This is a genomic window from Rhizobium aethiopicum (assembly GCF_900094625.1).
Lineage (GTDB): Bacteria > Pseudomonadota > Alphaproteobacteria > Rhizobiales > Rhizobiaceae > Rhizobium > Rhizobium aethiopicum.
In genome coordinates this window covers 1-15,659 of sequence record NZ_FMAJ01000042.1, presented here as the reverse complement: position 1 = coordinate 15,659, position 15,659 = coordinate 1, and the positions used below count along the sequence as shown (strand labels likewise).

Sequence of the window (15,659 nt, the reverse complement as noted above, 5' to 3'; positions counted from 1 at the left end):
CTGAAGGCGGCCCATCCCGATCTCAGCGCCGCCGATGCCGCCATAATCGTGGGTGCCTCGAAGAAACGGATAGCCAGGAGGGCAGCGTTCAAGGTGATATAGGACGGCTCACGACTCATCACCACATTCCCTAGGAACTGCACCATCATGTGCGTTGGTTGTCCACCACGGGATTGCATGAGCATGTGAGAGCGCCGAATTTTTCTTCAGTCTGGAGGCCAATACCTGGCTCGAGATCGATATTTAGGGGCACGACGGCGGGCGCATTCCGGCTGACTAACACGCCGAGAGCGACCTCGTCTTCGACGGTCGGGATCGCAGAATGTCGGCTCGCATGCCGCTGCGACCATCAGCCCGCTCCTCGCAAGATTGGCGCCAAGGCCGCCGTCGAACGATGGCGAGGAGGCAAGTTTTTCCAAAACTTTCTTTAGCATAGAGGTAGAAGGATCGCTACAGCGGGGTTGCAGTGCGCGGGCGGCTAGGGTGACTAAGTGCGTGCACTCCACGACCGTCAAACGGGGTCGGTGTCCGTCAATTCGAAATCGCAGGGATCTGCACGAGAGACCGCGTGGTTGCCCTGCACGACTAATGGAAGCAGGGTCGACAGTCACGTTGGGATGCGATAGGTGCGCGATAGAACGGGAGATTGGCGGCGGGACTCGATTCTTTTTAGAAGATCACGCAAAGCCGCATCACACCCATTGTCAAAAGTAAATACCGCGACGATGGTTATTAAACTTCAGACTTCCGTCGAAAACGGCAATGGCGCTCACGAAGGAGGCCGGCCGCTGCGAAACCCCGCCATCTCCGCACCCCACTCCTTCGCTCCAACTGGGAGCAAAATGAATGAGGCAACGTGCGAATCTCGGGGAGCATCGTTACATGCGGTCAATACGGATCTCATCCAGATTGTCGCCCTATATGCCTCGTGCGGCGGTCCGGCGGAGCGCAGGAGATATATGCCGTTGAAGTGCTCGAGCCGTTCTACCACTGACGCCGGGGTCGCTGCACGCGCGATGGACCCGCCGGCTGGCCGCTCGTTCGATGAGGGTCCGCGCGCCGACACCCCCAAGAGCGATCGCCGAGGACGCCATCCACCTTATGCAGCAACTGGCGCGGAGGCGGCCGCGCGAAGACTTTGTAGTTGGAGGCCTTCAGGCTCACGTTTCCAACGGTACTCCGCAGGTTGCCCTTTGCAACGACTGCCCGACGATGTCAATTCAATCTGGCTGAGCTTGTACCGTCAAGTTTATCCAGTTTGGGGTTCGCTCCAGCGGTGGGTTGCGCATCTGCGGCGGCATCGGCGGGTTTAGGTGCGGAGACCATTCCGGCTGCGCAGCACTGCATCACGTCGCGGGTTGACGATCTGGGCGAACTCTGCAGGGTTAGTCAGCCGAGGCCAGAGTGCTTGGCTTGCCACGCTCCTCGATAACCCGATCCAGTCCACAGGCGACCGCAGGCCGGAGAGCGAAGTATCGGCGACGAGAGTCCGGCTTTCCTCACGACCATCAGAAGCCTGAACCCGCGCTATAGGTGAGTTGATCCGACACGAAGTCCAGCGACCAACGATCATTGGCAGCCAGCTGGATCAACACCAACGCTTGCCTTTCGCTTGTTTCCGGCCACGGCGCTTGCGCATCGTGAGCTTCTCCTCCCGATGGACCCGGAAGAGCTTCTTGTTGTTCACAAGGTGTCCCTCGCGCCTGAGCAGCACATAGCTGCGTCAAGATCCGAAGCGGCGGCATTCACGCCCCAAGCATTCACGACATATACGAATGTCGATTGTGCATGAGCAATCGCGTCTGCTCATTGCTAAACATTGAGAAACAGAGGCGCGACGATCTTTTATGTCGGGAAAACTGGGATTTGGGTCATGCTCGATGCGGATCATCTATTAAAACCGATCAGCGACGGCAACGCATGCGGGGATGCTCTCGATTACGATTTGAGCTTCCTGGAGCTGGAGATAGCGTCGCATGGCAAGCCGCACCAGCAGATAGGCGACTCCATCGCCACCGGGGAGGCTCCCGATTGGACAGAGGTGTGGCGGCTTGGCCTCGACCTTTCTGCCCGCACTAAGGATCTAAGAGTCGGCATCTTGCTCACACGATCCGCCCTCAGTCAGTTCGGCTTCTCTGGTCTAAGTCGGGGGCTTGAGCTGCTCGCGGCCTATGTCGAGCTCTACTGGTCAGAGCTACATCCGCGACCGGATCCAGAAGATGACGAAGATCAGACCGTTCGCCTCAACGCTCTAGCGAGCCTCTGCGATCTCTCCGGGCTCTTGGCAGAAATACGCCAAGTTCCACTCACCTCCTCCAGGCAATTCGGGACTTTTACGCTCCGCGATTGGGCTGGTGCGCTACGGTCCCAATCTACGGAAATTGATCGTTCGACCATCGAGCACGCCTTCATCGACACCGATCCACTGCAGCTCGAGCAGATCAGCACTGGTCTCCACGCCAGCCTGGCAGCCGCCACCCATCTAGACGCGAGTGTTCGGCAGCACGTCGCGAGTGACGAGGCCGTTCGATTCGACCCTCTGATAGTGCTACTCACCCAGGCCAAGGATCTGGTCGACGCCCATCGGAAAAGGGCCCAGCCTGCAGCCCCGGCATCTCCATTGCCAGACTCTAGCGAGGCCTCTTACCCCGAAGTGATCCGCAACCGCGATGACGTTGTCGAAATTCTTGGCCGCATTTGCCACTGGTACCAGGTGAATGAGCCCGCGAGCCCGCTGCCAGCCCTCCTGGAGCGCGCGCAGCGACTTGTCTCGAAGGACTTCATGGCTCTTATCAAAGAGTTGGCGCCAGAAGGGGTTGCCCAATACCGTTCGATTGCCGGTCTGGCGGTCGGCGAGGGCACGTGACGTGCGCAATCTTCCCTATCAGGAGAGTGGAACACATGACAAAGGCGAGTAGTCAAAAGTTCATCGCGCGGGTTCGTCCGCCTCGTGTACAGATCGAATACGACGTCGAGACCTATGGCTCTCAGAAGAAGGTTCAGCTTCCCTTCGTGGTCGGCGTGATGTCCGACCTCGCCGGCAATGCTGCCGAGCCGCTTGCCCCTGTCGCGGAGCGCAAGATGATGGAGATCGATATCGACAATTTCGATGATCGGCTCAGATCGCTGAGGCCCAGGGTGGTGATGCGGGTGCCGAACCTATTGACTGGAGAAGGCCAACTCGCTGTCGACTTGACGTTCGAGCGGCTCGAAGATTTCTCGCCGGCGGCCGTGGCGCGCAAGGTCGACAGCCTTAGCAGGCTGCTCGAGGCGCGAACGGAGCTCTCCAATCTGCTGGCCTATATGGACGGGAAGAACGGTGCCGAAGAGTTGCTCACCCACTTCCTCGCGGATTCGGCACTGCTAAGCGCCCTCGGCAATGGCATGGAGACTGAGAAGCCTGATGCAGTGGTTGCCGCTCCGCCATTGGCATCCCCAGACACAGAGGAGAACTGATCATGATGCCTGCAGATGCCACAGATGTACAGGTCGCCACCGTTGATCTCGGCGATTTCACCCGCATGCTTCGATTCGAGTTCAAGATCCGCTCGGACCACTCCCGTGACTTGGTGGAGAGTGCCGTCCGAACACTGGCCGAGCAGGCACTTCAAAACACGTCGCTGATCAGCGACGATGTCGTCACGACTATCCAAGCAATGATTGCTTCGATCGACCAGAAGCTTTCTGCACAACTCAACGAGATCCTCCATCACGAAAATTTCCAGCGCGTGGAATCAGCTTGGCGGGGCTTGCATCACCTTGCCAGCAACACCGAAACCGATGAAACGTTGAAGATTCGCGTTCTCCCAGTTTCAAAGGTGGAGATGTCCCGAACTCTGCGGAAATATAAGGGTATCACCTGGGATCAGAGTCCGCTATTCAAAAAAATTTACGAAGACGAATACGGCCAAATCGGCGGTGAACCCTATGGCTGCCTGATTGCCGACTACTATTTCGACCATACCCCACCGGACGTTGAGTTGCTTTCGGGACTGGCGCAGATCGCGGCGGCGAGCCACTCACCGCTTATATCTGCCGTCTCACCACATCTGCTGCAGATGGATTCTTGGCGTGAGCTTGCGAACCCGCGTGACATCACAAAAATCTTCCTCACGCCCGAACATGCCCCTTGGCGAGCGTTCCGCGAGAGCGAGAACTCTCGATACGTGGCCCTGACCTTACCACGCACCCTTGGCCGGCTGCCCTACGGGGCCAAAACCAACCCGGTCGATGAATTCGCCTTCGAGGAGGACACAGACGGCGGCGACAGCGAGAAATACCTTTGGACGAACGCAGCCTACGCCATGGGCGTAAATATCACGCGCTCGTTCAAGCTCTATGGCTGGCTCTCCAGAATTCGTGGCGTCGAATCCGGCGGCCTGGTCGAGGGTCTGCCGGTACATACCTTCCGCAGCGACGACGGTGGCGTCGACCTAAAATGCCCCACTGAGATCGCGATCAGCGACCGCCGTGAGGCCGAACTGTCCAAAAACGGTCTTCTACCGCTGTTGCACCGCAAAAACACGGACCTCGGCGTATTTATTGGCGCTCAAACTATTAACAAGCCGGTCAAATACGAAGACCCCGACGCGTCAGCGAACGCCGAACTCAGTGCCCGGCTACCCTACATCTTCGCAACCTGCCGCTTCGCACATTATTTGAAGTGTATGGTCCGGGACAAGATTGGCACGTTCAAGGAGCGCCACGAGGTCGAGGAGTGGCTCAACCAATGGATTCAGGGCTATGTCCACCCCTCGCCCGAGCTTGGGAGCGAAGAGAGTAAGGCACAGCAGCCGCTCTCCTCAGCCGAGGTCAAGGTGGAAGAGGTCGAAGATAATCCCGGATATTACGTTGCGAGATTTTACATGCGGCCACACTACCAGCTCGAAGGCCTAACCATCTCTTTGAGACTGGTCTCGCGCCTGCCATCCGCCCGCAAGGACTGAGAAAACCCGCAGATGATTGTGCTCCGTTCTCGGCGCCAAAACTCCGGAATAGCTGCCCTGGGCTGGCCGATGCAATCCAGGCCCAATCAGATCAACGAGAAAAGGAAAGTCCATCATGGCGTTCGACGCGGTTATAAAATTCACGCAAGCGTCCAAGGACGGCATTTTGCCCAAGGGCGAATCTATCATTCTAAAGGACGGCATCACCCTAGCGGACGAATGGAGCTTTTCACTCGAAAACAAGCTGAACATTGGGCCTCATACCGCCGGGGCGGGCGCGGGCAAGGCCGAATTCGAGGTCTTCACTATCAAGAAGCAGGTGGATACGTCATCGCCCTCTCTGTACGTTGCCTGTGGTCGCGGCGCCCACTTCAATAGCGTCGAACTGAAACTTTTCAAAGCGACGGGGAGCGGACAAGCTACATCAGAATCGAACCTGTTCTTGCACTGGAGTTTCAACATGCTGGTAGTCGAGAAGGTCGAGTGGTCCTATGCGGAAGACGCCCCCGAGGAGACGATCACATTCCGGTTCGGCGCCTGCAAGGTCATTTATTACAGGCAGGATGAAAAAGGCGCTCTTACCAAAGCTGGCGAGGGCATCTGGAACCAAATCGCGAACAGCACCGACTTCAATAGGCTCGTCGGCTGATGGGGCCATCGGCAACCCGGGAATATTCGGGGCTGCGCGCGAAAACGACGGATCGACTCGTCGCTATTGCACCTGGAGATTGTAACATGGGCAGAGATGTTAAGCGGGATCTCGTGCAACCATCCCTCCTGGACCGGCTTACGGACGATGAGCCGCGCAGCTCGTGTGAAGCGCAGGACAAGCGCAGCTTCTCTGTTCGCCAACTGGAAGAGGTGATTCTACGCGATGTTTCCTGGTTGTTGAACACCAATCAACTGGGTGCAACCGTAGATCTACAAGCGTACCCTCACGTAGCGGCCAGTGCACTTAATTATGGTGCCTGGCCTCTCAGCGGACAAATTCGCGAAGGCATGGATAAGAGCGCATTGCGCGAAGCGATAATCGAGAGCCTTCAGCGCTTTGAGCCGCGTCTCTTACCGGACACCCTGAAGGTCACGGTCCTGGACGATGGTCAGGGTTGCGGCACTTTTCGCTTTAGGATCGAAGCCGATCTGTGGGCGCAGCCATTGCCGGTGCGAATGGTGATGCGTACGGAGGTAGATTCCGAGCTCGAATCCGCCCGCGTTCATCTCGGTACAGAGATAAGCTGATGGATCCCCGGCTCCTGCGACTGTACAACGACGAACTTGCTTATATGCGCGAGATGGGGGCCGAGTTCGCCCGCGCATTCCCGAAGGTCGCCGCCCGGCTCGGGATGGAATCAGCGGAGGTCGCCGACCCCTACGTCGAGCGGCTTCTGGAAGGCTTCGCTTTCATGGCGGCGCGGGTGCAATTGAAGCTTCAGTCTCGCTTTCCGGAATTCACCCAGCACCTCCTGGAGATGGTCTATCCGCATTTTCTACCGCCGCTCCCCTCGATGACGATCGTCCGTTTCGAGCCCGACCAGGATGCCGGACCACTTGAAAATGGATACCTCGTGCCGCGGGAAACCAAGCTTTTGGGCCGTCTTGCTCCGGGCGCCGTCACACATTGCGAGTTCCGCACGGCCCATGATGTGCATCTCTGGCCAATTGTGGTGAGCGCTGCCGATTATTTTTCGACGCCGGGGCAGATCGCCGCACTGGATCTTCCGGCCCGGCAAGATGCGAAGGCTGCTTTGCGACTACGCCTTCGCACCACCAATGGCATGCCGTTCAATAAACTCGGACTAGAGGCTCTCACACTGCACCTAACAGGCCCCGGTGGCATCGGCGCCGCACTCGCCGAACAGCTTCTCGGTGACGCATGCAATATCATAGCCCGTCCGGTCGGCCGGCCTATCCCTTGGCAGGAAAAGATTCCGGTTCATGCGCTGCAGCAACGCGGTTTGGAGCCGAGCTGTGCTCTCCTGCCCGAGGTGCCACGCTCTTTCGACGGGTACCGTCTCCTACAGGAGTATTTCGCCCTCGCGGAGCGGACGTTGTTCGTCGAGGTTAGCGGGCTGGCAGACGCAGTAGCCCTGTCAACTGCCGAGACCCTTGAGATCGTCTTCGCACTCAGACGAGTCGAGCCACGGCTGGAACGACAGCTCGGACCCCAAAATATCGTTCTCTTCGCAACGCCCGCGATTAATCTCTTCGAACGCCAGGCAGATCTCGTCCACGTGAGCGACAAGAACACCGAGCATCATGTGATTGTTGACAGGATGAGGCCGCTCGACTTTGAGGTCCACTCGATCCTCGAAATGAGCGGAGACGGGGCGAAAAACGAAGCGGCTCCCGTGAGGTTCTACCCGTTCTATAGCATCAGCGCGCACGGTCAGGAGGAGCAGCATTCCAGATACTACGCGATCCGCCGGGAGCAGCGCCTCATGTCGGAGCACCAGCGTCTAAATGGCGCGCGGACTGGCTACATCGGCAGCGAAACGTTCGTTTCTCTAGTTGATCGCCAGGCGGCTCCTTATTCGGCGGAACTCCGGCATTTGTCTGTAAACTGCCTGTGCTCGAACCGGGATCTGGCGCTGCTGCTGCCGATCGGCCGGGACAAGACAGACTTCACCCTGGAAATCGGCGCTCCAGTTACCGCCACCCGGTGCGTATCGCCCCCGAGCCGACCGCGCCACTCCTTCGCCAATGGCGATATCACCTGGCGATTAATTAGCCATCTTTCACTGAACTACCTCTCGATCAGCAATTCCGATAGGAACGACCACCGGGGCGCAGAAGCGCTGCGTGAACTCCTCCGCCTCTACGTCGATCCAGTCAATGCCTTCGCCTCACGGCAGATCGACGGGATCCGGGAGATTCGGTCCAGGCCTGCGGTCAGGCGATTGTCCAGCGGTGGACAAGCCGCCGTAGCACGTGGGATTGAGGTTGGTATCATCCTGGACGAAGCGGCCTTCGAAGGCGTTGGCATCTTTCCGCTCGCCTCCGTGCTCAACCAGTTCTTCGCGAAATACGTATCCATCAACAGCTTCACCGAGATGGTCGTCTCGACGCTACAGCGCGGGGAGGTAATGCGATGGCCGACGATGGCCGGCCGCCGGGCGATCCTTTGATTTCGGGGGCACTCGGCGACTTCCTAAGCTCGCTCAGGGCCGAACCGCATGCCTGCGACTTCTTCCAGGCTCTGCGGCGGATCGATGCAATCTGCTCAGATCGGCCTCGGCTGGGAGAATCGAGCGGTCCCAGCCTGGATCGCGTGCGGATCGCCCAGCAGCCCTCCCTTGCATTTCCGCCTCGATCGATCGCGGGCGTGACTGCGCACGAGCAGAACGACCCCGTAATCTCCACCTACGCCTTCGGCTTGTTTGGACCCCACGGTCCCCTCCCATTGCATCTGACGGAGTACGCCCTTCTCCGGCAGCACAACGCCGCGGATGAGACGCTGATCCGATTTGCTGATACCTTTCATCATCGAATGGCCTCGTTCTTCTTCCGCGCATGGGCGGAGGGCGAACCGACCGTGAGCTATGACAGGCCACAAGAAGATCGATTTGCCCTTCAGCTCGGCGCGCTAGCCGGCTTCGGGATGACCTCCCTGCGCGCGCGGGATGCTATGCCTGATCTGGCCAAACTCCACTTCACCGGCCGTCTCGCCTCACACACCCGCAACGCCGAGGGGCTCGCTGCCATCCTCGCCAGCTTCGTCGAGGCGCCGGTTGATATCCGTGAATTTGTCCCAAAATGGGTGGATCTGCCCCGCATATCGCTCTGCCTCCTGGGCCGCGACCCGGCCACGGGCACGCTGAACGGCAACGCTATTGCAGGTGCGAGGGTCAGAGTGTGGCACCATCGGTTCCGACTCATTGTGGGTCCCCTCAGCCTGGCTCATTACGAATCGCTTCTGCCCGCAGCTCCCGGCCTTAAGTCGATAGCGGAGATCATCTGCAACTACCTTGGAGATGAACTTGACTGGGAGATTAACCTCGTTCTCCGTCAGGAGCAGGTCCCGGAAGTGCAGTTGGGTCGCTGCGGCAGACTCGGATGGTCCAGTTGGATGGGCAAGCGGAAAACGCGCCAGCACGCCGATGACTTGACGACTACCCCGACTGACCGGGGCCCACCGGCTCCCGCATGGCACTCTCCTGAAACGGACATCCATGATGCGGCGGGCCCGCTCGACCTTCTTTTCGGGCGGGGAGAAGATCTCCTTGGCGAGATCGATCTGGAACGGATGAATGGCCCACGTAACCTCGATACCAAGTGCGGCGGCACGGCGGGCGGCGGCTTGGAAGGCCCGTTATGACAAGCATCGGAAGCTCGACTCTCTTCAGTAAGCTCAACGCAAACTGCAATGGGACCGCCAAGGCCCTTTGCAAAATTCGCCGTGACGCCTCTTTGGAACGTTCTCGCCATTTTGACGCCCTTGAGGCTTCAGCAGCGGAGAGGCCGATCGAGCCGACGATCGCGGCGAAACTCGACCACCGTGGTTGTCCGCTCGGGCGCTGCGCCCTGGGCCTGGTTGAATCTTCCAGGAGACACGTCGTCGCTAGCACCGCCGGAATCCGCCGACTCATCGATGTTACAAGGCCGCATGGCGAGATTTGGGTGGGACTTAGCGTGGGTGAGTTCCAAGAGACCCACACGCTTTCTTCGCCCCGCCCTCCCCCGCTTGGCTCTGACGATGCGGGCCAGCAAGACATCTTGGCTGAGCAACGGTCGGCGATTTCGATGCACGAAATAAACGCTTTTCTGCATCTTCGCCGATGGCTTCGGCAGCATCCTACTCACGCCATCGGGCGCAACCGCGCCTTCTCATCAAATCTGCGGAACACACACCACCATGGTCGAGTCAAGAATCGAGAGTCTCTTAAGGCACAATCGTTTTGTTGCGGTCACTTCGGCCGCGTCCGAGTTGAATGAAATCTCTCTCCGACGGCTCAGTGGCACCGAGCGACTGGGGGAACCTTTCCTCTACGAGGTGAAGCTCGCCAGCCGCGATCCAGTTCAGAACTTTGCTACGATCCCCGGTCAAAGCCTGACAATCGGCCTTAAGCTCAAGGACTCGCAAACGCGCTTCTTCAACGGTGTTGTTACGCGCTTCCAATATCTCGGCCTCGACGATACCGAGCACCTCAACTACGTGGCGCAGGTGCGGCCGTGGATTTCATTGCTCGAGCATCGCTCTAACAGTCGGGTCTTTCAGAACAAGACGAGCATCGAGATCATCACCACGATTTTTCGAGAACATAGAGGCAATTTCAAGAATCAGACCGCCCGACGGTTCCCACAGCGCCCATATTGCGTCCAGTACGATGAAACGGATCTGGCCTTCGTCAGCCGCCTCATGGAGCAGGACGGCATCTACTACTATTTTGAACATGCTGAGGACCAACATGACCTGGTGCTGGTCGACAACGCCGCGAGTCACATGGCCTGCACGCCTGAGATCGTAGAGACCCACCACAATCTCAGGCCTGCCCGAAGTCTTTACCAAGAAGATGTCATCCTGCATTGGGACGAGGTCGTATCGCTACAGCCGAACAAGGTCGTTCTCAGGGACTATGACCATGAGAAGCCGATGGCAGAACTGACGTCTGTCGCGCGTGTTCCTCCCGTGAGGACAGGCGGCATTCCGCCATGCAAGCTCACGGGAAGCGCCATCACCCGACCGCGGGAGAGCGTGGCGGTCAGAACGGGCGAGACCTCGTCGGCAAGCAGCGGCTGCACGGCAATGCGGGAGGTCTTCGAGTATCCAGGCCAGTATACAAAAAAAAGCGATGGCGATTTCTACGCCACCATCCGTGCCGAGGAACTCGCCTGCAACGCTTATCGCGCGCGGATCGAAAGCACTGCGCGCCAGATAACGACCGGGTCATTATTCAAGGCCGCAAATCCCTTCTACTACGGCCAGATCGGTTCCCGGCCGAAACCCACCGATCGCTTTCTGGCAATCGGACAGGACTTCACTGTCATCGGTGAGGTGGGGGACGATCTCACTGCGGACACCGTGGGGGGGAAGGGCGAGCGGTTCCTCTATCACAGCAACGTGGAGATTATCCCCGCGACCACCCAGTACCGCCCGAGGCGCCGCACACCGGCGCGGTTGATTCACGGACCGCAGACGGCCGTCGTCGTGGGCCCCGAGGGCGAGTCGATCGCGACGGATAAGTACGGCCGTGTGAAGGTTCAGTTCTTCTGGGACCGAGAAGGCGGAAAGAACGAGAACAGCTCCTGCTGGATTCGGGTGGCCCAGAACTTCGCTGGTAAGGGTTTTGGCAACCTGGTCGTCCCACGGATCGGCCATGAGGTCGTGGTTGATTTCATCCACGGCAATCCCGACACGCCCCTGGTGACCGGCGTCGTATACAATGGCTCAAATCTGCCGCCTGAAACCCTGCCGACTGACAAAACGCGGTCGACCTTCCGGACGCATACCGATGGCGGCGCCGCTAATGCCTACAATGAACTGCGCTTTGAGGACAAGCAGGGCCGTGAGGAGGTCTATTTGAAGGCCCAGAAGAATCATACCGTCGAGGTCGGGAACATCTACAGCATCGACGTCAAGAGACACTTCCTCCTGACCTCGGGCGGCGCCGCGCCCGACTCCCCTGCCGCAGCGGCCTTAGGTAGCCGCGTCGAGGTAACACCCGACAAGATCCGCCTTGTAGTATCGGGCAGAACCGGCCCGCAGGCCATCGAAATCAGCGGCGATGGGATCGCCATTATCGGCACGATGATTGGCGTTATGGCAACGCCTCCGCGGCTCGGGTCTATCGTCTCCATGCCGCCGCCGACACCGGGTCCACCCACGCCGTCGATAATGAAGCTTATTGCGACACTCGGGCTGCCGCCTGTTACGCCAGAGTGACACGATGTCAAGGTGAACTGGTTCTCGGCCTCGGCTGTCCGGAAGTCGTTGCCTTTAAGTCGGCAGGGCCCTGCAGGCGTAGAGAAAAAGCGTAACGGCGTCGGCGTCGTAAGCTGACCTACCAAATCAACGTGACACTGCGAGATTGCCCGAAAATGAGGAAAGGTTATCGCGCGTGAGCGTTTGTTCCGGGAACTTGCGCCTCAGTTAGATGGAGTTGCCACGCGAAATCGGCCGAAAGCATGCGTCTGGTTTAGGTCTCCACCAAGCGGGAACTAGTGTATAGCCCATCGATGGGGATGAAATACCTTTATCACTCGGCGTCACGAAATTGCGATCAGGGCGCGGGCGGCGCAAAAATCAGCGTTCTCGATCTTGGCGTTACAGCGCTGCTTTGCAGGGCGGGCTCTCGCCTCGAAGCGCTTCTGGCGGAGCGTGGCCGCCTCGAGCAGCAGTCGAAGCCTTTCACCATGCTCGAAGGTGTCTCGCTTCTATTTGCGTTTCGAGTTCCTGATAGGCGCTGGCCATGCCTGTCAGGCCGAGTTTGCGCAGCATGTCAATGGTGGGATTGTTCAACGTCGCGATAAAAATCATGCGCTGTCCAGCTCGAGGAAGGACGCTGGCCATGCCCCCGAAGCATAACGGGATACGAATTTGGTATTGGAAGGAAAGGTCGCGACGGAAGTAACATCAGCAGTGACGCAATGACCTAAGGAACGACGCAATGTACGGCAGAAGGCAGGGGCGTGTTGGCAATAGTTCCGAACAAGGCGGTGAAGACACCTTTAACTGGGTTGAAGGCTTGACTGGCTCCTCGTCCAGCGAAGCGGCACTGAAAGAAATTTTACTGGCCTGGGCGGAAGACGGGCAGCAGGAGCAGGACGAGGACCGGCACGAGGCAATGGCACGGATCGAGGCCTGGACGGAAACCCGCAATTTTCGTGCCCCCCTGAACTTAACATCGCTGTCCCTAACGGCACTGCCCCCCACCTTACCGGCCGGCCTCCAGCGGCTCAACGCCAATGACAACCGGTTGGGCAGGCTGCCCAACAACCTCCCGCCCGGTCTGCGAAAGCTCTCTGCCTGCGACAACCAGCTGACCACGCTGCCTGAGGTTCTTCCGGACATGCTCGAGACGCTCTACGTCGACGGCAACCGGCTGACCAGATTGCCGAACGAGCTTCCTTCCGGACTAAAGTATCTCTACGTCAACCACAACCGGCTGACCAGTTTGCCCGATAACCTGCCGCCTGAGCTCAGGGAGCTTCATGTCACCCGCAACGAAATCGCGCACCTGCCGGAGAATCTCCCCCTCGAATTGACGGATCTCCGCGCCGAACTCAATAATATAATTCGCGTGCCCGAGCGCCTTCCTGCAAAGCTCACGCGGCTCGAAGTCCCTCACAATGAACTGACTAGCCTACCCGAGGACCTCCCGGCCACCCTAAAGTGGCTCAGCACCGACAGTAATGAACTGACCCACCTGCCCCCTAACCTGCCGAGGGGGCTGGAGGAGCTTAGCGTTCGTGGAAACAACCTGAGAGGACTTGGCGACGGGCGAACTGCACTGCCGTACATTCTGTCGCAGCTTCCGCCTCATTGCAAAGTGTACCTGAATAACAATCCGCTGCCAGATCGACTGCGGGCGCACCTGAGCGCGCAAAGCGGGACGAGCCTTCCGCAGATCTTTTTGTGATGCTGCCTGACAAACGGGCCAAACTAGATCCCTGCGTTTTGAGTAAAAGGCCTTTTGCCGAAGCCATGGCGGTGGGGTGCAGGCCAGGTATGACGCGTGCGGATCAAAAACAATGAGTTTGCAGGTTTATGCCGCTCGCCGGAATGTGTTGAGTTGTGGAAGCAACAGACGTCTCACTGAAGACTATGGCCGGAAAGCCCAGGCTCGGCACTTGTGTCCTTCGGGCGACCTTGCATGCGAGCCAGTTCGTACAAAGGATTACCCGCTATCGCGTACCAGGAGGTGCGACGCTTACGGCCTAGAGGCATTGCCGCCGGTTGGAACGTTCGGAAGCTGGACCCAGATTTCAACAGGCCTCAAGCGCATCCACCATTTCCACATGGTCCACCCCCAGCATCGCGTATTCGTTGATCTAACTACCCGAGACTCCAGCCTACGGGCCTATTTGCATTCGTCGGCGATCGACGACTCTGTCGCCTATTAGTTGAAATAGGGTTTCGTGGCGAGCCAGCAGAGGAACAGCCCATGGATGAGAAAAACAGCCCCATTGTTTGCATCTCGGGTGTAGACGAACGAAAGCTCGGCGCCGCTCTAATCGCGGTCCAATCGGCATTTAGTGTCGCGATTGCGGAACTATCGAAGCTTCACAAAGGGAACAGTCCTCAGTGGTTCGAAGACCTGGAGGAGGTGGTAATCGCTAACGCAAAAGGCACAGTCACCGAGGGCATCTCGCTGGATGTCGAGGTGGAAAGCCTCAAATTCGGCATCGACGTCCTTCGGGCGATCTTAGATGTCAGCCGCGTTGAGCTAGGCTTTGCAGCAAAGGAATAACCTTTCGCCCAAACGAGGTCTCGATGCTATTTGGCGCCGGAGATGTTCGATGCACACTCGAACCTTCGCATGAGTACCGCGCTCGTCGCCAAAGTCGCCCGCATCGTCACCAAATGGTACGGTCGTTGGACAAACCAGGAGGTCTTGCCGCAGATGATCGACGATACGACCTATGCATGGCGCACCGGCGTTTTTGAGGCAACGCGCGTTTTCCATGCGGAAGACCCGGGCGGACCAACCTTCATCGGGGGCAATTTGCGCAAGCCGGACTCCCATGGAAGACAATAACTTGTCGGACGCTGGGCGCACGAGACTGAGGGACTCAGCGTTGAAGATGCTGCCGACAAGCTCGGCATTAGCGATGCACCCTGTATAGCGGGCAGCGACCGCCTTGCCATGCTTGAAGATGCCCTGAGCCGACACGCCCACAGTTGATAAAGATGTTGACTCAGTACCGCCGGCCGCTCCTCACCTTCTACCTTGCTGAGCCGCCAGCCATTGCGGCTCGTGGCAAGGATTTTTCGGACTCTTCCCGAGAATATGCACAACGCGACGCAGCGCTTGTCGACCCGCTGTTTCGTGAAGTTCGCGCTCGCCAGGAAATGGTGCGTGCTGAGCCCTTTGTAAGAGTCACCCTTGCGCCGGCAGTCCGAGACCTCCCCGTTCATCTGGTTCGTCGTTTGGAATCGCAATCGATCGATGATCGACCTCCGCCCCCTCGTCGCAGGGATACACATCAAGTGGATTTGACCTGGACAGCGACCGCTCGCGCTGGAGCGCCGAATACCGGCGGCGCATTTCACCGGACGCAATCGACCCTGCCGTCCAAAGAGCGACCGGTTCCATGAAACCCGGGTCTTCATCGATCCGGATTCTTCGCGCCTTCCAACGCGCGATGACCCGCTCGGCTATGTCCCTGTGTGAATCCATTACCACTTCCCTGCCGCCTGCCGCCTACGTGGTTAGATACCAAGCTGGTGGGTTCTTCGCCAGTTCAAACCGTCCAATATGTCACGCCGGCCGCCCGCGATCCGTTTTCAGGAGCTTGTTAGCTGGAGCTACCGAGATCGCAGGACACACTTTCCAGCTCTCTCCCGACCTGATGGTCCCCGTCACCATCTTTTCCGTCCATGAATAAGGTAGGCCGCCCCCGATCAGTCCAGGCGATTTAAGTGCGAGTCCGCTTTTACGTCGCCTTGAGGTCCGTCAGCACCTTGTCAAAAGCATCCTTGACCGGCTTTGAGATTTCCTCCACCGCCCTGCTTGAGAGCACCCGGACTTCCTTGGCGTGCTGCAAACTTGTCTC

Annotated in this window: 11 protein-coding genes and 3 pseudogenes; 11 read left to right on the top strand and 3 right to left on the bottom strand. The window is 58.5% G+C overall.

From position 1 onward, the window contains the following. Window positions 1-1,394 precede the first annotated feature (1,394 nt). Window positions 1,395-1,780, bottom strand: a pseudogene (locus tag GA0061105_RS33690) (IS3 family transposase); the annotation flags it as partial. Between the two features lie 93 nt (window positions 1,781-1,873). Here GA0061105_RS33690 and tssA point away from each other — a divergent pair. The 7 genes and pseudogenes from tssA to tssG form a co-directional block, all read left to right on the top strand. Continuing rightward, the gene (gene tssA, locus GA0061105_RS31540) at window positions 1,874-2,866 is read left to right on the top strand and encodes a type VI secretion system protein TssA (protein ID WP_064842670.1); all 993 of its coding nucleotides are present in this window, start codon (window positions 1,874-1,876) and stop codon (window positions 2,864-2,866) included. Between the two features lie 35 nt (window positions 2,867-2,901). After that, window positions 2,902-3,456: a type VI secretion system contractile sheath small subunit gene (gene tssB / locus GA0061105_RS31535; protein WP_064842668.1), complete on the top strand. Its 555-nt coding sequence runs from the start codon at window positions 2,902-2,904 to the stop codon at window positions 3,454-3,456. Between the two features lie 2 nt (window positions 3,457-3,458). After that, the gene (gene tssC, locus GA0061105_RS31530; protein WP_077991402.1) at window positions 3,459-4,946 is read left to right on the top strand and encodes a type VI secretion system contractile sheath large subunit; all 1,488 of its coding nucleotides are present in this window, start codon (window positions 3,459-3,461) and stop codon (window positions 4,944-4,946) included. A 115-nt stretch (window positions 4,947-5,061) separates the two neighbouring features. Next, entirely contained in the window at window positions 5,062-5,595 is a 534-nt protein-coding gene (locus GA0061105_RS31525; protein WP_064842664.1) for an Hcp family type VI secretion system effector, read from the top strand. 86 nt (window positions 5,596-5,681) lie between these two features. Next, window positions 5,682-6,185 carry a type VI secretion system baseplate subunit TssE gene (gene tssE / locus GA0061105_RS31520; protein WP_004680427.1) on the top strand — a complete coding sequence of 168 codons (504 nt, stop codon included), beginning with the start codon at window positions 5,682-5,684 and terminating at the stop codon, window positions 6,183-6,185. Continuing rightward, window positions 6,185-8,071: a type VI secretion system baseplate subunit TssF gene (gene tssF / locus GA0061105_RS31515; RefSeq protein ID WP_077991400.1), complete on the top strand. Its 1,887-nt coding sequence runs from the start codon at window positions 6,185-6,187 to the stop codon at window positions 8,069-8,071. Before tssE ends, tssF begins: the two co-directional genes overlap by 1 nt. Next, window positions 8,035-9,006 (top strand): annotated as a pseudogene (gene tssG, locus GA0061105_RS31510) (type VI secretion system baseplate subunit TssG); the annotation flags it as partial. The gene tssF and the pseudogene tssG, both read left to right, overlap by 37 nt. A gap of 105 nt (window positions 9,007-9,111) precedes the next feature. Here the strand turns inward: tssG and GA0061105_RS34020 are convergent. Beyond that, window positions 9,112-9,249, bottom strand: a pseudogene (locus GA0061105_RS34020) (CoA ester lyase); the annotation flags it as partial. 549 nt (window positions 9,250-9,798) lie between these two features. Between GA0061105_RS34020 and GA0061105_RS31500 the strand changes: the two are divergent. Next, on the top strand, window positions 9,799-11,826 hold the full coding sequence (locus GA0061105_RS31500; protein ID WP_077991395.1) for a type VI secretion system Vgr family protein: 2,028 nt from the start codon (window positions 9,799-9,801) through the stop codon (window positions 11,824-11,826). 465 nt (window positions 11,827-12,291) lie between these two features. On the opposite strand, the gene GA0061105_RS33860 is transcribed toward GA0061105_RS31500, so the two are convergent. Further along, the gene (locus GA0061105_RS33860; RefSeq protein ID WP_010068000.1) at window positions 12,292-12,420 is read right to left on the bottom strand and encodes a hypothetical protein; all 129 of its coding nucleotides are present in this window, start codon (window positions 12,418-12,420) and stop codon (window positions 12,292-12,294) included. 130 nt (window positions 12,421-12,550) lie between these two features. On the opposite strand from GA0061105_RS33860, the gene GA0061105_RS31495 reads away from it, so the two are divergent. The 3 genes from GA0061105_RS31495 (at window position 12,551) to GA0061105_RS31485 (ending at window position 14,641) form a co-directional block, all read left to right on the top strand. After that, window positions 12,551-13,522, top strand: a complete 972-nt coding sequence (locus tag GA0061105_RS31495) for a leucine-rich repeat domain-containing protein (protein WP_092755272.1) — start codon at window positions 12,551-12,553, stop codon at window positions 13,520-13,522. A 525-nt stretch (window positions 13,523-14,047) separates the two neighbouring features. After that, complete coding sequence (locus GA0061105_RS31490; protein WP_004680432.1) at window positions 14,048-14,353, top strand: hypothetical protein; 306 nt, start codon at window positions 14,048-14,050, stop codon at window positions 14,351-14,353. 69 nt (window positions 14,354-14,422) lie between these two features. Continuing rightward, window positions 14,423-14,641, top strand: a complete 219-nt coding sequence (locus GA0061105_RS31485) for a lysozyme family protein (protein WP_245304464.1) — start codon at window positions 14,423-14,425, stop codon at window positions 14,639-14,641. Window positions 14,642-15,659 lie beyond the last annotated feature (1,018 nt).